The organism is Pseudomonadota bacterium (assembly GCA_018817425.1).
Taxonomy (GTDB): Bacteria; Desulfobacterota; Desulfobacteria; order Desulfobacterales; family RPRI01; genus RPRI01.
In genome coordinates this window covers 17,225-35,645 of the sequence record JAHITX010000013.1, presented here as the reverse complement: position 1 = coordinate 35,645, position 18,421 = coordinate 17,225, and the positions used below count along the sequence as shown (strand labels likewise).

Here is an 18,421-nt window from a genome sequence, read left to right as displayed (position 1 = left end):
TCCCCATATTGTTCTGGGTCATAGCCCAGTCCTGAGGCAAGCTCTCGCGGGTATAAACCGTTAAAGCAGCTTTGTACGCATCTACTGCATCGCCCAGCAATTTTGCACCTTCTTTAACTCCTGTGCGAATTCCTTGATTTTGCAAAGCAAGTCCCATATTGTTCTGGGTCCCAGCCCAGTCCTGAGGCAGACTCTCGCGGGTTCTAACCGTTAAAGCAGCTTTGTACGCATCTACTGCATCGCCCAGCAATCTTGCACCTTCTTTACCTCCTGTACGGATTCCCTGATTTTGTAGCGCAATCCCCATATTGTTCTGGGTCATAGCCCAGTCCTGAGGCAAGCTCTCGCGGGTATAAACCGTTAAAGCAGCTTTGTACGCATCTACTGCATCGCCCAGCAATTTTGCACCTTCTTTAACTCCTGTGCGAATTCCTTGCTCTTGTAATGCAATCCCCATATTGTTCTGGGTCATAGCCCAGTCCTGAGGCAAGCTCTCACGATTATAAACTTTTAATATTTTACTGAAACCATCGACTGCTTTTTTAAGATACTCTCGTGACGCGCTACCTTCTGCTCTGATACCCACATTCCAGTATGTATTGCTTATGTTATTCATTAAAGACGCCCATTTTTGAGGAGCAGATACTTTACTAAGCACATCCAAAGCCTTCTGATAAGAAGCAAGAGCTTCTTTGAAACGGTAGTCATTATATTGAGCATTACCGGCAAGACGATAATCGCGGATAATATTTTCTTTTATTTGCTGCTTTTTTTCACTAATCCTTTTTTCCTGCTCACTAAGTTCAGCCAATTGTTTTTCATACTGCTTTGCCGATTGATAAGACCTGTCCGCAGCTTCTTTAAAATTCTTCTTGTAAAATGCAGCCAGGGCAAGCTCATAAAAATCCTCTTGTCTCGCTTGGACATCCGCAGCCCATTTGTCCAACTCGGCTTTTACCTGCTCAATCCCGAAACCGTATTTTACAGCCCACTGCTTAAGGTAACGACTCAAATCCACTTCTTTTCGTTCATCATCGGGCTTAATCTGCGATTTGGGTTTATTGGCGATATTTTCTATAAGTAAGGCAAATGCCTTGCCGCTCATAAAACGGTGAGAACCTTCTTTATCCAAAATAACTTCAACCGGATCTTTTAAGGAGTTGGCAGGTATTCTTACTTCGCCTGCCAATGGGTGGAGTATCTGATACTTTGGCTTTTCCACTTCCAGTGTTACAGTTTCTCCGGTCTTGAATACATCCGGCAAATAAATTCTGAACATACCAGTGCTTGTTGTTATATCTGAATCATCAGTGCTCTGAATGCGGACGGTTGTGTTTGTAACAGGAAATCGCTTATCATTTTCACCAAGAATATAAACCTTGCCGCGTAAATCCTGTTTAGCCATTGCTGATAAAGCCGGGCATGTGCCAAAACAAACAATAAGACAAAGGATGATTTTAAGATAAATGTAAGAACATGCTTGTCTTGTCATGGTTTTGGCTCAATTTTAAAACTTAAATTGGTGTTTCCCAGTGTAGCATCCTGCCGGTGCGTTTTAAAGCCTTGTTTTTGGGCCATCAGGCGAACAGAAGAATTATTTTCACCTTTAATTTCAAAAGAAAACTTTCCCTGGCCAGTTGTAAGGTCACTTACTTCATATTCTAAAAGGGTAACATTTACTCCGGATAAAGGTTCGCCATCCTGATCCAAAATAAAGCCTGCAAGGGACTGTTTCAGTATTTCAGGAGGCGGTGGTGTATCTGAAATCAACTTAGGAGGGTTCATGAAATAAATCAGTACAAAAAAAGCGACTGCTCCACCTGCTGCTATGAGTCCCTTTTTTCCAACAGGCAGATCGACTTTTAAGAAACCGGGGATTGTAGCCCCAAAAGCAGCAGCAGCCAGTGCAATAATGATACGAAAGATAAATATTTGAAAACCTGTGGGATGAGGAATAAAAACTGCGATTATAAGCAGAATAACCAAAAATGCTAAACCGCTTATAACAGATACGGTGGTTGCCCACCCGGGAATTGTTGAATGTGTATGGATCTCTTTATTCTCTTTTTTCGATTCTATGCCTTCTGCATTCTTTTCAATTCCTGTTTTGGTTTTATCATTCATGATTTATCCTCTGATAGCTTAAAGAACAATTAACGGGGCTTCCGACATCGACCATAAGAAAATTAATTATTTCAATAGAATATCCTGAGTAATCTGAAATTGCAAATAATCTATTAAAAGATATTTTACAATATTGAATTTTTATTACAACTCCTGAATTTTGAAGAAGAAAAAATAAAAGGGAGGACTATGTCGATGGTTTGGTGAATACTACTCAAACCGTCATCCCGGACATATTGAATTTGTAGGATACCGGCCTTCGCCGGTATGACGTGGTAAAAAGGTATGATGTAAAAGTAGTTAATTGGCTTCTTACAGCGTTAATAAAATTTTTCGTAAATAAATTAAATTTGAAATATTAACGATTATAAAATACTGCTGCTTTAATTGATCCCCAGTTCTTCAATATGTAAAAGACGATGTCCTTCAAATACTGTTAGTATCTCAACTCTTTTCCCGGACAACCGATATATGATGCGATATCTTTTCGCAATTAACTCTCTGATATTTTCATTTCCGATTTCCGGTACTACCCTACCAATTTCCGGATGATTTATTAATGTTTCTGCCTGCTCTATCAGGTAGTTTATAAAATTGATCGCTCTTTTTGGACTGTCTTTAGAAATATATTCTTCGATTTCCGCCAATTTTTCTAATGCTTCTTGTGTCCATACAATTTGCATTTTTTATATTCTTCTTTTTTCAAGTTCAGCCCTGAGTTGTTCGGTTGTGAATATATTACCTTTCTCTAAATCGGAAATCCCTCGGCTTATCGATTCCATCAAAGATTTTTGATAAATGAGTTCTTCAAAATCGTCAGGGGTAAGAAGTACGCCTGCAGGTTTGCCATTTTGCGTTATAACCATTGGCCGGCCTGTAGTTTTGATGTTTTTGAGATATTTTGAAACCTGCACTTTGAATTCAGCAACAGGCACAATATCATTTGCAACATTTATTTGTTTCATTTCAGACTCCTATATTATGATCTGTATATTGACCATAATATAGCCCATTATAATTGAAATGCAAATTGTTTTTTCAATAACACTCGATCCGATATAAAACAACAACAGGTCTCTCAAGTATTGGCATGACTTAACCGGCAGTCCTTCACCGAACTTAACACTGCCATCTTTTGCTTCTACCACCACTTTCTTCCAGGACCTTGGATATGGCGGGTCCGACCTTAATGCGATATTCCTGATGTCTGTTATGTCAATGCTGAGTGTGTTCCAGCCGTGGCGACTGCTCCAGGTTTGATACTTTAGCGCTTTGGCATCAACGGTAATCTTATCGGGATAGTTCGATTTACGCATGATGGAAACAATACGAAGAATAACCCCGACAAGCACGGCAATTGAAAAAATTAAGACAACCGGAAAAGGGGACTTTGTACCCAGGAAAAAATATAAAGCTCCGGCCAGGCCAAGTATGGAAATCGCAATAGCAAGCAGCAAAGGTATTTGCCGGATATATCCGGCAGGCTTGAGCGTTATTATACACTGATCACCATCCCGATTAACGGTCAAACCGGCAGGCAACTCAGCCTGATCAGTGTCAATATCGGGCATCTGAATCTTGCCTTCGTTTAGTTTGTCTTGTAGCGGCCGCGCAAGGTCTTCCACGCTGGAGGCGGTGATATCCTTACCATCAGTATCAAGCACCGGCAACCGGAATAATTTAGCATAATGAGTCCAGAGGCGGTTCCACTCATCCGGGGGATATGACTTGGTACTTTGTGATTCATACAGCCGCACACGTTTAAACAATTCATCGTGATATAGGGAGATAGTATATTCAGTGTAACTCGTACCGGAGCTACCTTGGCCGCTTACACACATATAATCTTTTATCACGCCACGATAGCAAGAAAGGGATTCTTGCCACTTTTTAAAACCACTCAGGCCACGCCGGGACCACCTTACCGTTTTGTTGTCGATAAGCGTTTCTTCCCGGTAAACGAATTGGCTGAAACCAAACAAAGTGAAGAAAAGTCCGCCAAATACCAGAAGAACAAGGAAAATTTGCCCGGAGTCAAAGCCGGTACGCTCAATCTCTTCCAGCAGATACCTGGATGCATGAAAAACCCACGGAAGGCCTGCAAGCATAGCAACGGCCCCACCTAAACGGTTTCCGGTAACCACATGACTCATCGGGGGTATACCTTCCACAGGTTTCCAGTCAACCAAGTTTGGTGATGTTTCATCTCTTCCTGCAACCGGCTTTTGATTTTTGGATTGCATCATTATTCCATCATCGCAAGTGCCTTCTGTGCCGCCTCCCTTACAGACGCATCATCATCTTTCAGCGCTGTTTTAAGATGTTCCACCGGCCACCCTGCCGCCTCGCTTCTCAGATGCTCCGTTATATGCCCAAGAGAAAGGGCTGCGGCAGCACGCACATTTACATCTTCATCCTGAAGGGCTTTGATAAGTGGCTTTATTGAACGGGTATCACTGTTCATACCGGCAAGTATAAAAGAACCCAGTATTTGTGCTGCTGAAGCCCTTATCTTGCCATCAGGGTCAGACAGCATTTCAATCAAAGGATCTATTGCTCTTTTATCTCTATTATCCGCCAGAAATTTAGCGGCAGTGATTCGTTCATGTTTATCTTCGCTATGTAATGAAGCCACAGCAGCATTTAAACCCGGTACCGTGTTGATTAAAATCCATAAAATAATATAAACGGCAACTGCAACTATCCCTGTTAAAATAATCGGTTTCTTTGTGTTTTTATATTCTTTTGTTATTGTTGCAAGAGAAGCAACGCCGGAAATAATGCATAAGATCGCCGCAAGTGGTGCTATAACCATAATTGCAACCAGATTGACAACCCAGCCCCAGCTTCCCATAGAACCACCGCCAAATGATCCGATAAACAAAGCCAGACAAGCCGCCGCCAGGCCGCAAACCGGCAGAATCCGAAGCCGGGTAGAAAATATGGTAGTTAAAATATAACCGCAAATACTGCTTATTATAGCAATATTTTTAAGATCAAACCCGGTGTTTAAAAAATTTTCCGTACAGGAAGACCTGTTAAAAACAATGGAGCCCCCTATTCCCATCAAACCGATTCCGATTATAATAAGGCATCCACGTAATTTAAGAGATTTACTATTATTTTTCATCAAAAGAAATTAAGCCGTTATAAATGGTTATTACTTGAATTGTCCTCAAGCCCTTCGAGCCTTTAAAGACGATGCCCTTCAAATACCGTTAGTATTTCAATTCTTTTTAAAGATACCCGATATATTATATGGTATCTTTTCACAATCAGCTCAATGATTGTAATCACCCGTTTTATGCCATGGTTCCATCATGGGCTATGATTCCAACGGTTTTGCTGTCAACACTTGCCACAATAATTGCTTCCCAGGCTGTTATCAGCGGCGCCTTTTCTCTCACCCGTCAGGCAATTCAGACAGGATACCTGCCGCGTTTAAATATTCAGCATACCTCCCCAACTCAAATCGGCCCTAATCTTGAAAAGGTCAAGACCGAAAAACTGGGTGGAGGATTTTATCGCATTGAAGCCAGATACGGATTCATGGAAGATCCTCAGTTAAATATTGAATTTTATTTTATAATCATTAAAAAACTCATCAAATCTATAAGCTGACCTGTTAAGCACGGATTCAACATCCGGGCTTATTGCCTCAAAACCTCCTTTGCCAAACCACTCCAGAATTTCCGATAGTTTATCGGCTCTCCATTCGGAAACTCCGGCTTTTAACATTGACAATTTTGCCTGTTCTTTGCTGATCGGATAGTAGGTAATATCTTTTCCTATGGCCGATCCGATTTTTTTTGCAATATCATAATAACTCAGTGTTTCAGGGCCTGTCAGATTATAGATTTTATTGTTGTGCCCATTTTCTGTCAGCGCTTTTACTGCAACTGCTGCTACATCTCTTATATCAATTAAACTAAGCTTTGAATCTGACAATGGTGAATAAATAGAACTTTGATTTTTAATTGTCGGAATTGATGCAAAAATATTTTGATAAAATGAATTGGATCTTAATAATGTATATACTAATCCTGATTGCATTAACATATCATCGGTTTTTGCATGAACCCTTATTATTTCAGAACCTGCATCCGGACTAACTCCCATTCCCGATAATTTTACAATATGTAAAACACCTGCTTTTTTGGAAGCTGAAATAATATTATTTATCCATACTTCATTGTCAGGATGAGCCGGCATGGCAACATAAATATTTTCCACGTCTTTAAAGGCCAAAACCAGTGAGCTGATATCTGCAAAATTACCTTCTACCCGGTTGATTCCTGCTATGTTTTTAAATTTACTTTTGTCTCTGGACATTGCCTTAAATTGCACGCCCTTTTCCAAAAGCTGTTTTAATATTTCACTTCCGGTATTGCCTGTTGCACCTGCAACTAAAATTTTATTCACAATGTATCCTATTGTTTATATATAAGTGATCCTGGGCTGCTTTCGTTCAGGCAGTCTGTAATATTTTGCCTTTGGGTATCCTATCATCAAAGGAAAGTGATGCGGATGTTTTTTGGGTAAACCAATATATTCCTTTAAAGAAGGCAAGGCAGTAAGCGCTCCGTTTAATAATCCGGCCCAGCATGTTCCAAGTTCCATTACAGGAGCCAGCAATTCAAGATATGAAAGAGCCAAAACCACATCCGTTGCACCTCCCAATGCTTCTTTGGGCGCTGATGCCACAAGTACTGTCGGCGCTTTTCTTAAGATCGGATCATAACCGCCATCCCAGGCTGCAATAACCTGATACAGATAAGGGCTTGCTTTTGCTATAGCCGGGTCGTCTTTTAGCAACTGCCTTAACCATTCAGTTGTTTTGGCGGCAAGAGTATGTATTTTTGATTTATCGCTTATAACTATCCATTCCACCAATTGGCTGTTGCTTGCGGTAGGGGCATAGCGGGCAGTTTCAATAAGTTTTTGGATCTTTTCTTTTTCAACACCTTTGTCATGATAAAACCGGATAGAACGTCGAGTCCGCAAAAACTGCACAGCCTGATCCTGATTGATTTTAAGTTCATCTTTTATAGCCGGAGATTTTTCGAGTGGTACGAGTTCATGGCTTAAAGCCCCGTGGGGACATACAGCCACACAATGGCCACAAACTCGGCACATACTTTCCATATTATCAGGTATATATGGAAAGCCACCGCCTTCAGGGATTCTTATAATCGCAGTCATGCAGTCTTTTGCACAAAGCCCGTCCTGTTTACATTTACTTTTATCTATTTTTAAAAGCCCCATCAGCTTTATACTCCTTATTATATTAATTATTGTTATATTTTTTTTCCCAATGGCTCGCTCTTTTACGAAGGGAATTCTCGCTGATATAAGTCCATAAGGTATCCAATTCAGCCTGAGAAACATTTAGCTTTTCAATAAGCATTGCATCAATTTTGCCTCTCTGTTCAGCAGCAACTCTCAGCCAACGTCGAACAGTGTCGAATTTAACATTCATGACGTTCGCTACATTTGTAAGTGACATCCCCTTAATCAGAAGACTAAGGGCCTTCATAATTTTTTCTTCCGGAGATCTAAGACCGTAAAAAATGGTCCCCGCTTTGCTGCTGAAAGATATGCCACATTTTTTACATTTAAATCTATGCCTTTGCTCTCCCTGTTTTGTGTAATACGTTCCGTTGCAAATAATATTGCCATCTGTCGTATTATCATGTGTTTCACATCCGGAATTAGGACACTTAATTTTATCTATATTATTTTTAGATTTATTATACGGGCTTAAAGCATCAACGGTTATAGGATTATCAACGGTTATGGGATTAATATAGCTGCTAAACTTATTAATAAGAATATCCAATTCAATATCAAAGATTTGTGGCATACTATTTATATCTGTATGATCATTATCAGCAGCTTTCCACGCACTTTTCATACCCATATCTTCGAAATACTCTTCTCCTTTTACAGTGGCAGTATGAAAAGCCGTAAGATACTCTTTTTTTTGTTTTATTTCAGAAAGATATTTTATATTTTTCACCATCATCGGATATGCAACGCTTAAACTTGCTGAAAAAATGGAATAATGAAAAAAAACTCCTTTACCTATTGTTAATATATCATTGATTTTTTCAGATGTTAGATAGTCTTCGAGAACCTTTTGCTTTTTAAGTTCCTGATAAGCATCAATTTTTATGGGAAGACAAATAACATAGCCTGCCATGCTACCCCAATTGTCTATTATAATACGATTTACATCAGGCAACATGTTTATAGCCTTTGTGAAGACATTTTTTGACAATGGCTTTTTTATACCATAAGCATCGTTATGATATGAAATAATCATATCAATATGCTTTTCCGTTATAACCTGTTCATTTTCCAGGAATGTATCTTGCCCGGATTGCATATATCTTTTCAACACCTCATTGATTCTTATGAATTCCGCTTCAATCAATGTATACGCAACCCGCTTTTTTTGCAGCGAATACCAAATCGGATTATCTGCATTAAGTGAAATACATGCTTCCATGGGTATTCCTGTATAATTGGCAATGTCTTGAAGGTTCTCTACAGAAGCATGAGAGAGTCCGGCCTCCCATCTTCGCAGTTGCCTGACACTTACCTTTATTGGGTCAGCAAACTCTTCTTGACTTAGCTTGCGCAATTGACGATAATCTTTGATAAGCTGACCAAGTGTTTTATAGCGTAAAAAATTTTCAGAGGACATATCTTGACCTTGATAAAGCATGAAATAATAGTTACGAAGCAAAACCCTGTCTTAATTTATCGGGAATTTTTATTACTTCAACATTTTATGTAAAAACAACGGTAATTTTTTCCAACACAATCTTATGAAATATTGTCGAACAATATTTTCAGTATAATACGTTTAAATGAATTTATGCCCATGACACCATCATATTGTGGTGTCAAATCATTTACTGTTACCTACAATATTCGATTAAGGGTACTAACCCTTTTATCTTTGTTCTCAGCAATTGCAGCCTTTTATATATAAAATTATCAAATCTTAAATAAGGCGTCAAATTAAAAGAAAAAGTATAATAGTTTAAAACTGTTGCTTTGAAAAGTTTAAAATTATCACTCTTAAAATATATTATAATAAAGGAGGTGAGAATTACAGATTAAACTGGGAAAGGGCTGTATCTTTTTTAAACATTAATTTTTAGGAGGAAAGATATGAGTAGGAGAAGATGGGGCAAAACGGTATTATGTTTGCTTTTCGTTACAGCGATATCGGGGTTTTTTTCTTCAAAAGCTGTTGCGGAAATGACAAGCAGTTTTCACGGTACATTTGAATCAAACATTGTTGTTAGGGATACAAATGGTATGCAGTACGGCTTTTTTGATGAAGCTTACGGGATTCAGCAGAGAAATACATTAAAATTTGATATTGATGTTTATCCTGATGTAAAATTGGGTGCCTTCAGAGTGGAAAAAGTTCATTTAACCTTCAGGGGTGCCTATGATTCGATCTTTGATCTTGCTGCACACAGATATGATATTGCAGATGATATAGGCGGCTCAAGATTCGATTATGATCTGGATGACATCAGGTTTGAGCAGGATTTAAGAGAAGCTTTTATCGATTTTGTTTATACAGGCCAATTTGGTGACGGTTTTTTCCGTCCTGGCAGACAGATTGTTTCCTGGGGCGAGGGTCTGCTTGAAACCCTGAATGATGTTATCAATCCGCCGGATAGCTCCTTTAATTTGTTTTTCCAGAATCCTGATGATGTAAAAATTCCTCTGTGGATGGGAAGAATAAATTACAGCATGCCCCGTATACAGAATTTTGGCCTCAATTTCGACTTGTTATGGATTCCTGATATCAGACCTTCGCAGTGGGGGCCAAGAGATGGCGACCCTAATGATCCCAGTGCCGGATTTCAGTCTCCTTATGTATACATCACAAATTTTGGCGACCTGTATGGTTTTGAAGTCAGGGAGAAAGTTCCCACCAATAATAATGAATATGGCGGAAAAATAACAGCAGAAATCGGACAAAGGCTAAACCTTTCCGTGCTTTATTTCAGGGATGTAGTAAGTGATCCTAATGGTATGGTAATGTATCCGAGTCCACCAACTTTTCGTACTGGCACAGTCGAAGTAACGCACAACAAACAGCACGTTTACGGCGGTTTTTTCAGTTATCAATTATTAGTTGGTCATTTTGAAGCAATTATCAGAGGAGAGGTTTCCCATCATACGGCTGAACCGATATCTCTCGCTGAGCCTATGTTCAGTGCTACTTACTCAGTAGGAAATACATTTGTGCTTAAACCGGTAACAAAAACCATGCTTGCGGTTGACAAGGATTTCCGGTGGAGATGGCTTTCAAAAGATGTAACAAAAGTATCATTTGAATGGTTGCATAAAACAATCAATGAGTGGAACGGGGGTGACGTAACAAATCCCTTTACAGGCGCTATCGTCAAAAACAATCTTGATAACCCGCATATAGATAAAACCGGTCGTGTAACAGGCGACATGAGTGGAACTTCGGAAAAAAAAGACCGCAGAAACGTAAGAGAATCGGATGTGTTCATGGTTAACACGAGCACAGCTTTAATGGGTGCCAAACTTACTCCGTCGATTTTGCTGGCAGTTTGTCCCGGCAAACATGGTGACGGCACAACTTGGATGGTAAAACCTGCGGTAAAATATCTCATCACCTCTGATATTTATGCCGATCTTAGGCTGCAGGCATTTTTAGGAGACGCAAAAGCCAGTTATGGTTTTGCTGATGGTGTAAAAGTTGCCAGTGAGGTAACATTTAAAATAGGATATCAATGGTAACCAATGATATTTATTTGCCTGAGGATTGTATAACTGTTTTTAAAAACAGTGTCAGACAAAATTTAATTAAAGGAGGAAAAAGTGAAAATTAAAAAAAGTATCTTTAAATACATTGAGTTACCGACGCTTTGCTTGCTTGCAATTCTTCTCGGTTTTTCCAGCTCCCTGCAAGCTGAAGATTTACCAAAGACCATCGACAAGAGTAACTGCGCTCAATATAAAGACATTATCATTCCGGCTATGTACCGTGCAATTGAAAGAGGTGATTATATTCTTACACCTGGAAAAATAAATTTTCAATTCAAGCATGATGATAAATTTATTGCTGCAAGTGCAAAGAATGAAGGTAAATTCACTATAACCGGAAAAGGTGATCTGATAGAAAAAAGCACCGGCAAATACCCTGAACATCTTTATGGTATGCCTTTTCCCAATGTTGATTTAAAAGATCCCAAGGTTGCGGAAAAAATCATATTTAATTTTGATTTTCAGAGATATCGTTTTATGGCCTCAAAAGATAAAATCCGAGTCAGATGGTTTGATAAAAGTGGAGAGGAACGTTATGCAGCCGGTGTTGACAGCCGCCTTTACATGAACGGTCGTCCGCCGGGTCAGGAAATAAAAAATAATCCTGATAAGGTTCTAACCTATGAGTTCCAGAATATAACGGAACCCATGCCTGTAAGAGGTACCAATACAATGGCTTATACCTATATGGATGAAAAGGACAATTCAAGCTATGCCTATGTTCCGGCCATTAGAAGGATTCGCCAAACCACTTCAACATCAAGATCTGATCCGTATATGGGTTCTGATTCATGGATGGATGCAAATTACATGTGGGCAGGAAAAACTCCAACCATGAAATGGATTTATTTGGGAGAAAAAACTATTCTTGCTTCATTTGCAAGCCCTGATATGCTTCCGAGTAAAGAAATGCCGGATGGAAGTATGCTGAGGGTATTTCCCTACACCGGTCCAAGTGTTCAGATGGGATATGAAAACCCCAACTGGAAAGGTATATCATGGGCACCTCAAAATATTACCTATGTGCCAAGAAAAGTATGGGTTATAGAACAGATACCCAAAGATCCTTATTATAACTGGGGCCGGCATATAAACTATGTTGATCAGGAAAGCTATGTCATATGGTATAAAGAGGTATATGAAAGATCCGGTGATTTCCGGACCTGGGCCACTATGGTAGTGCATTACAGCGAAGATCCGCAAACCGGGAAAAACAATACAGGAGATCGCGATTGTTCGCTTTATATTGATGAAAAAGCCCGGCATGCAACAAGCACAAATAATTCAGCAGATCCGGATGCATATATATATCTGCCTGAATCCAAACTGAATCCCAAGTTTTATACCGTTAATAACTTTTTGCTGTTGTCTAAATAAAATGTAGTTCTTATAATCGCAGGGGCGGTTTTTAAAATCCTGCTCCTGCGATTATACCAATTGTTATAAGATATAGCTTTTTAAAATAATTTTTTCCGGCATGAACCAGCTCTTTTCCTGTTTCATGTCTTGCCTGACAGCGTTTTCTCCGGAACTTTAAAAGGGCTGTTTCATGCCGGAAAAAAAGATACTTATCTTCATACATCATCCCTGTTAGTTTCTTATATGATTTCTCCTCACTTTCATACTTTACAATAAATATTAATAATATATTGCAACATTATTGGAAAATACTGTGGTGAAATTGCCGTATTTTGAAATATAAACATATGAATTTTATATAATATTAATATTACTGCAAATAATAATTGGCACAATATTTGTATCCAACTAAAGGAAATAGAGAGCAGTTTTTAAAATCCTGCTCCTGCGATTATACCAATTGTTATAAGATATAGCTTTTTATAATTATGCTTTAAAATAATTTTTTCCGGCATGAACCAGCTCTTTTCCTGTTCCATGTCTTGCCTGACAGCGTTTTCTCCGGAACTTCAAAAGGGCTGGTTCATGCCGGAAAAGAAGATACTTATAAAGTTGGAAAGCTGAACCTAAATGTTCTTAAAACTATATTCAAACAAAGGAAATCGAGTTGAGATAAAGTGAATTTTAAATAGGTCTTACAGAAAGCATTTATAGCGTTTCTCAAAATAGTATTCGTATCGAAAATATTTTTTTAAAGATGATGGTTTTGCAGCAATTATTTTAACTGTCATACCGGACTTGATAACCCTGCCCCGGAACATATTAAATCGGGGCTATCAAAAATATATTGAATAAACCGGATAACGCCTAAGCTTCACTGCGTGTCCAGCCTTAACTATAATAACGATAATTTGTATGTTGAAGCTTATTTAAAGTCCATGAAAAATAGTAATTGTTTCTTTAAACGGAAAATATTTATTAAAACTGCTATAACAATGACAAAAAAACTTTAGTCATTGACAAATACGCCAATTCTCTTTTGTTATTACAGTATACAGAGATTGTCCGCAATTATGATTTGTTGCTCACCTATGTAGCGTCTTTTTATAATTCTATTTTATACTCCCCTCGATTTAACGCTGATATTTTAACAAAAGAAGGGGGTGAAAAACAGAAATTAAGTTGGAGCTATATCTTTAATTTAATTCCAAATTGAAGTTTTAAAATATATAAGGTTAGCATAATAAGTATCCATAACTACCCAGTCCATTCTGCGCACAAGAGGGCTAAATTTGCATAGGATCGTAAAGACAGTTGTTTATAACAGTGTTATACAAAATGATTAATATTAGAGGAGGAAAAAGTGGAAGTTTTAAAAAGGATCTTTAAACCTATTGAGTTACCGATGCTTTGCATTCTTGTAATTCTTCTTGGTTTTGGCGGTTACCTGCAGGCTGAAGAATTGCCAAAAGTTATCGACAAGAATAACTGCGATCAATATAAAGATATAATAATTCCAGCTATGTATCGTGCGATTGAAAGAGGTGATTTTGTTCTTACACCAGGGAAGATAAATTTCAAATATACACATGATGACAAGTTTCTTAAAGCAAGTGGAAAAAATAAAGGGAAATTCGACATAAGCAAAAAAGGTGAGCTGATCGAAAAAAGCACCGGCAAATACCCTGAACAACTTTATGGTATGCCTTTTCCCGATATTTATCTTAAAGATCCCAAGGTTGCAGAAAAGATCATATTCAATTTTGATTTCCAGAGATATCGTTTTATGGGATCAAAAGATCATATCAGTATCAAGTGGATCGATAAAGAAAATATGGAACGTTATGCAGCCGGTATTGATAGTCGCCTTTACATGAACGGACGACCACCTGGTCAGGAAATAAATTATAATCCCGATAAGGTTCTTGCCTATGAGTTTCAGAATATATCGGAACCTATGCCTGTAAGAGGAACCAATACAATGGCCTATACCTATATGGGTATAAAGGATAACAGCAGTTACGCCTATATCCCTGCAATTAGAAGGACTCGTCAAACCACCTCAACATCAAGATCCGATCCGTATATGGGTTCTGATTCATGGATAGATGCCAATTACATGTGGTCAGGAAAAACACCTTCCATGGAATGGAAGTATGTGGGAGAAAAAACTATCCTTGCTTCATTTGCAAGTCAGGATATTCTTCCGGTAACTGAATTGCCGGATGGAAGTATGAAGAGGGTATTTCCCTTCACAGGCACAAGTATCCCTATGGGCTATGAAAACCCCAAGTGGAAGGGTGTATCATGGGCACCTCAAAATATTACCTATGTTCCAAGAAAGGTATGGATTGTAGAACAGATACCCAAAGATCCTTATTATAACTGGGGCAGGCATATAAACTATATTGATCAGGAAAGCTATGTCATATGGTATAAAGAGGTATATGAAAGATCCGGTGATTTTAGAACATGGGCTACTATGATAGTACACTACAGCGAGGATACTAAAACCGGTAAAAATAATACGGGAGATCGTGATTGCACGCTGTATATTGATGAAAAAGCCCGGCATGCTACAAGCAGCAATAATTCGACTCATCCGGAATCATATATATACCTGCCTGAAGCCAAACTGAGTCCCAAGTATTTCACAAAAAATAACTTTTTGGTGTTATCTAAGTAAGATTTATTAACTAAATCCGCAGGAACGGGCCTGATATCCCGTTCCTGCGATGATAAATAAATATCAACGGCAAAAGGCGTATCAACGGCAAAAGGTGTATATATTACAGCTTGATATTTTGTATTTTATCAACAAATTTAAACCATTTGTTGAACCAACTGAAGTTAGCTATTCTTCTTTATGAAACAAACCAGGGTAACCGCATTTAGATTGTTTATACACTCAGTTTTGATTAATATAATGTTTGTTGAGAAAACAAAAAGCAGTAACAACTCCTTTCGTTATTCCTGCGAAGGCAGGTATCCAGTAATTACATTGGGTTATGGATGCCGGATCAAGTCCGGCATGACGGTTTAGGGGTGTTTGCGCAAAACCATTATTTCTAAATGCGGTTACCCTGTGAAACAAACCACCTGTGATTGTGATAATACATATTCTATTAAGCCAGTTTCAAAACGCCCCATTTTGGCCGATCTTAAGCGTTGGGCTTAAATTTCAATCCTCGAAATACTCGAAGCATTCCTGTGGTTGAAATTTTCGCCCGCCTTGAGCTTGACAAAACTGAAACGTTTTGAAAGTGGCTCTAATATAGTATGAGATTAGCTTACGAACATGATATGCTTGAAGAAGGCCATCCAAAATCCAACTCTCTTTCCGGAGGCTAAAAGGTCCTTGAATATTAATTCAAAATACTAAATATATAGGGTGTTTTAGATAAAGTAGTGATAAAATCATATTTCTTATTTTAATCTTTGATGGTAAAAGCAACTAAATTATAACTTATAAAATCGTAACAGGTCATCTCTTGGCCTTGATAAAAACACCAAATGATATATCTTTAAACTATATTCAGGATAAAATTATTTTTAAGACCAAACAAAAAACAAATTAAAATAATTTTCAATATAATAAAACAACGAAGTGTTAACAAGAACTAATTTGAAACTGGCTCTTATAACCTTTAATATAAAATGGAGGCAATATGCAAACAAGCGCTTTAAAAAAGGATGATATACAAAGCTATCAATTAGCTGGAGAAGCTGTTTTAACCGAGCGTGTTAAAGGGCTAAAGGATAGCTTTGTTGACACGGAGATCAAAAGCTCTACAGAAAGAACAAGAGCTTTACATGAGGTGTATAAGGAAGCAGGCGGGGAACCAATTGTTGTTACCAGGGCAAAGGTGCTGGACAGATATCTTCGAAATATGACACTTTATATTGATGAAAATCCGATTGTCGGGAGTTTAGCCAAAGATCGAAGGGGTGTTAACCCTTATCCTGATTATAACGAAGCCGCAAACAAACTTTTCAGCAGCTTTGGAGATATGGCTGTAGATCAGAAAGAAAAGCAATACTTAATAGAGGTAGACGATTATTTCAGGGGCAAGAAACATGTAGATATAGTAAACAACATCTTTAATAATTTAACCGGCCTTACCCGCCAGGATTTTTTGGATCATGGTGTATTTATCGATATCGTTGGCGTTCCTTTGGGACTTATCAACCTGGATTACGGAAAGGTTATGAATATAGGTTTATCCGGAGTTATAAAAGAGGCACAAGAAGGATTGGCCCGACTGGATCTAACATATTATGAGGATTTTAAGAAAAAAGCTTTTTATGATGCTGTTATTATAACTTTAAAAGCTGTTATTGCCTGGGCAAACCGTTACGCTGACTTAGCGGAAGAAATGGCAAAAAATGAAAAGGATGCAAAAAAGAAAGCAACTCTTGAAAAAATTGCCGAAACCTGCCGCAGAGTTCCTGAAAATCCGGCCAGGACCTATTATGAAGCGATTCAATCTTTCTGGCTTATTCATACTGCCGCATGGATAGAACAGGCACAGGGAGCAATTGCCCCGGGCCGTTTTACAAAATACACATATAAGTTTTATAAAGATGATATTGAAGCCGGCAGAATTACAGATGAAGAAGTAATCGAGCTTTTTGAATTGCTTTGCATTAAATTATCAGAAATCGGAATTCAGTATTCAACAGAGGTTTATGCCACAGGCGCCCAGCAACATACAGCTCAAACTTTTCTGATCGGCGGGCTTGATGAAAATGGAGAAGATGCCACTAATGAACTTGATTTCTTGTGGCTTGAAGCAGAATCAAGAGTCCGGATGGTCCAGCCCAGCACCGTTTGTGCATGGCACAACAAGATGTCGGAGGAATTTCTTTTAAAATGTGCCGACACAGTTAAAATGGGGCTTGGCAAGCCTGCATTCATCAACTCTCATATTGCTGTAAAACGTAACCTTGATCGTTGGGACTGTACCCCGGCGGAAGCTAATGCATTTACGGTAATAGGTTGCAGCCAGAGCGCAGTTGCCCATAGCATGGATAATGTTTGGGGTGGCTTGTTAAATTATGCCAAGATCCTGCAGCTTACTTTAAATGACGGCAAAGACCCGAAGTCGGGAAAACAACTGGGTCTGCAAACCGGCACTATTGATAAATTTAAGACATATGAAGATCTGGAATCGGCTTTAAGCAAGCAGTTTCGCTATTTCACAAAAATGCTTCGAACCGCAAGCCGTATATCTGAAAATGTGCATGGGCAGTATTTTCCGACACCTTATTCATCTTCTCTGGTAGATGATTGTCTGAAAGTAGGCAAGCATGTTCTTGACGGCGGTGCAAGGTTCGGTGGTGATTCGGATTGTCTCGCCGGTGCAGTGGATGTTGCCAATTCTTTAGCCGCAGTTAAAAAAGTAGTTTTTGATGATAAAAAAATTACTATGGCCCAACTTCATCAGGCATTAAATGATAACTTTGAAGGCCATGAAGAAACACAGCGCCTTCTTTTAGCAGCACCCAAGTACGGCAATGAAGATGATTATGTAGATAAGATAGTAAGGGCCGGTTATGATGAATTTTATGATGAACAAATGCAGCATAAAAGCTTTTTGGGCAAGGATGACGGAAGACCCTGGGGCGTGGTGGTAGCCGGGCATAGTTGGTTCGGTATGCACGTAGGAGCTCAGCCGAACGGGCGTGGAGCCGGAAATGCTTTAACCGATGGTTCCATTTCAGCAACTCCCGGAACCGATACAAAAGGGCCTACAGCTCTTATACATTCCGCTTGTAAAGCAATGGATAACGAAAAGTACAGCGGAAACATCTTCAATATGAAATTCCATCCAACGGCAGTGGCAAATGCAGATGAACAGAAAAAGCTATTATCTTTAATAAAAACGTTTATGGATATGGGCGGATACCATATACAATTTAATATTGTGAGCTCCAAACTGCTGAAAGTAGCTCAAACTACTCCTAAAGAATACAAAAACTTAGTGGTCAGAGTAGCAGGTTTCAGCGCCTTTTTCGTTCAGCTTGACAACAAACTTCAAAATGAAATTATCGCCAGAACCGAGCTGAGCATGTAATATAAACAGACTCGTAAAACTTAAAGTCAACT

At 38.7% G+C, this 18,421-nt stretch carries 15 protein-coding genes; 5 read left to right on the top strand and 10 right to left on the bottom strand.

From position 1 onward, the window contains the following. The 6 genes from KKC46_03045 to KKC46_03020 all read right to left on the bottom strand — a co-directional run. Window positions 1-1,492, bottom strand: a 1,492-nt coding sequence (locus KKC46_03045; GenBank protein ID MBU1052791.1) for a hypothetical protein, incomplete at its 3' end; no start/stop codon positions are given. Further along, window positions 1,489-2,124, bottom strand: a complete 636-nt coding sequence (locus KKC46_03040; GenBank protein MBU1052790.1) for a carboxypeptidase-like regulatory domain-containing protein — start codon at window positions 2,122-2,124, stop codon at window positions 1,489-1,491. The genes KKC46_03040 and KKC46_03045, both read right to left, overlap by 4 nt. A 383-nt stretch (window positions 2,125-2,507) precedes the next feature. After that, window positions 2,508-2,807 (bottom strand): type II toxin-antitoxin system RelE/ParE family toxin, encoded by a 300-nt coding sequence (locus KKC46_03035; protein MBU1052789.1) that lies wholly within the window; start codon window positions 2,805-2,807, stop codon window positions 2,508-2,510. A 3-nt stretch (window positions 2,808-2,810) separates the two neighbouring features. Continuing rightward, window positions 2,811-3,089, bottom strand: a complete 279-nt coding sequence (locus KKC46_03030; GenBank protein MBU1052788.1) for a type II toxin-antitoxin system Phd/YefM family antitoxin — start codon at window positions 3,087-3,089, stop codon at window positions 2,811-2,813. A 9-nt stretch (window positions 3,090-3,098) separates the two neighbouring features. Beyond that, on the bottom strand, window positions 3,099-4,370 hold the full coding sequence (locus tag KKC46_03025) for a hypothetical protein (protein MBU1052787.1): 1,272 nt from the start codon (window positions 4,368-4,370) through the stop codon (window positions 3,099-3,101). Continuing rightward, the gene (locus KKC46_03020) at window positions 4,370-5,254 is read right to left on the bottom strand and encodes a HEAT repeat domain-containing protein (GenBank protein ID MBU1052786.1); all 885 of its coding nucleotides are present in this window, start codon (window positions 5,252-5,254) and stop codon (window positions 4,370-4,372) included. The genes KKC46_03025 and KKC46_03020 overlap by 1 nt, the downstream gene beginning before the upstream one ends. Before the next feature lie 128 nt (window positions 5,255-5,382). Between KKC46_03020 and KKC46_03015 the strand changes: the two genes are divergently transcribed. Next, window positions 5,383-5,745, top strand: a complete 363-nt coding sequence (locus tag KKC46_03015; GenBank protein ID MBU1052785.1) for a KUP/HAK/KT family potassium transporter — start codon at window positions 5,383-5,385, stop codon at window positions 5,743-5,745. Here the strand turns inward: KKC46_03015 and KKC46_03010 are convergent. From KKC46_03010 to KKC46_03000, 3 genes are read right to left on the bottom strand one after another with little or no spacing between them, the layout of a single operon-like run. After that, window positions 5,689-6,546, bottom strand: coding sequence for an SDR family oxidoreductase (locus KKC46_03010; GenBank protein ID MBU1052784.1), 858 nt, complete (start codon window positions 6,544-6,546; stop codon window positions 5,689-5,691). The genes KKC46_03015 and KKC46_03010 overlap by 57 nt on opposite strands. Window positions 6,547-6,561: 15 nt before the next feature. Beyond that, window positions 6,562-7,389 (bottom strand): nitroreductase family protein, encoded by an 828-nt coding sequence (locus KKC46_03005; GenBank protein ID MBU1052783.1) that lies wholly within the window; start codon window positions 7,387-7,389, stop codon window positions 6,562-6,564. A 22-nt stretch (window positions 7,390-7,411) separates the two neighbouring features. Next, window positions 7,412-8,833 carry a helix-turn-helix domain-containing protein gene (locus KKC46_03000; protein ID MBU1052782.1) on the bottom strand — a complete coding sequence of 474 codons (1,422 nt, stop codon included), beginning with the start codon at window positions 8,831-8,833 and terminating at the stop codon, window positions 7,412-7,414. 473 nt (window positions 8,834-9,306) lie between these two features. Between KKC46_03000 and KKC46_02995 the strand changes: the two genes are divergently transcribed. Then, a complete protein-coding gene (locus tag KKC46_02995; GenBank protein MBU1052781.1) occupies window positions 9,307-10,926 on the top strand; it encodes a hypothetical protein in 1,620 nt (539 codons plus the stop codon). Window positions 10,927-11,007: 81 nt separating this feature from the next. Continuing rightward, a complete protein-coding gene (locus KKC46_02990; protein MBU1052780.1) occupies window positions 11,008-12,330 on the top strand; it encodes a DUF1329 domain-containing protein in 1,323 nt (440 codons plus the stop codon). A gap of 31 nt (window positions 12,331-12,361) precedes the next feature. On the opposite strand, the gene KKC46_02985 is transcribed toward KKC46_02990, so the two are convergent. Continuing rightward, window positions 12,362-12,538: a hypothetical protein gene (locus KKC46_02985; protein MBU1052779.1), complete on the bottom strand. Its 177-nt coding sequence runs from the start codon at window positions 12,536-12,538 to the stop codon at window positions 12,362-12,364. A gap of 1,137 nt (window positions 12,539-13,675) precedes the next feature. On the opposite strand from KKC46_02985, the gene KKC46_02980 reads away from it, so the two are divergent. Beyond that, entirely contained in the window at window positions 13,676-14,998 is a 1,323-nt protein-coding gene (locus KKC46_02980; GenBank protein ID MBU1052778.1) for a DUF1329 domain-containing protein, read from the top strand. Window positions 14,999-15,980: 982 nt separating this feature from the next. Next, a complete protein-coding gene (locus tag KKC46_02975; protein ID MBU1052777.1) occupies window positions 15,981-18,389 on the top strand; it encodes a hypothetical protein in 2,409 nt (802 codons plus the stop codon). Window positions 18,390-18,421: the final 32 nt, after the last annotated feature.

Excerpts from the sequence above, each read along its gene's own strand:
- KKC46_03035 (MBU1052789.1), bottom strand. The coding sequence starts at position 2,807 with ATGCAAATTGTATGGACACAAGAAGCATTAGAAAAATTGGCGGAAATC.
- KKC46_02975 (MBU1052777.1), top strand. The coding sequence starts at position 15,981 with ATGCAAACAAGCGCTTTAAAAAAGGATGATATACAAAGCTATCAATTA.
- KKC46_03000 (MBU1052782.1), bottom strand. The coding sequence starts at position 8,833 with ATGTCCTCTGAAAATTTTTTACGCTATAAAACACTTGGTCAGCTTATC.
- KKC46_03025 (MBU1052787.1), bottom strand. The coding sequence starts at position 4,370 with ATGATGCAATCCAAAAATCAAAAGCCGGTTGCAGGAAGAGATGAAACA.
- KKC46_03015 (MBU1052785.1), top strand. The coding sequence starts at position 5,383 with ATGGTATCTTTTCACAATCAGCTCAATGATTGTAATCACCCGTTTTAT.
- KKC46_02995 (MBU1052781.1), top strand. The coding sequence starts at position 9,307 with ATGAGTAGGAGAAGATGGGGCAAAACGGTATTATGTTTGCTTTTCGTT.
- KKC46_03005 (MBU1052783.1), bottom strand. The coding sequence starts at position 7,389 with ATGGGGCTTTTAAAAATAGATAAAAGTAAATGTAAACAGGACGGGCTT.
- KKC46_03030 (MBU1052788.1), bottom strand. The coding sequence starts at position 3,089 with ATGAAACAAATAAATGTTGCAAATGATATTGTGCCTGTTGCTGAATTC.
- KKC46_02985 (MBU1052779.1), bottom strand. The coding sequence starts at position 12,538 with ATGATGTATGAAGATAAGTATCTTTTTTTCCGGCATGAAACAGCCCTT.
- KKC46_03040 (MBU1052790.1), bottom strand. The coding sequence starts at position 2,124 with ATGAATGATAAAACCAAAACAGGAATTGAAAAGAATGCAGAAGGCATA.
- KKC46_03020 (MBU1052786.1), bottom strand. The coding sequence starts at position 5,254 with ATGAAAAATAATAGTAAATCTCTTAAATTACGTGGATGCCTTATTATA.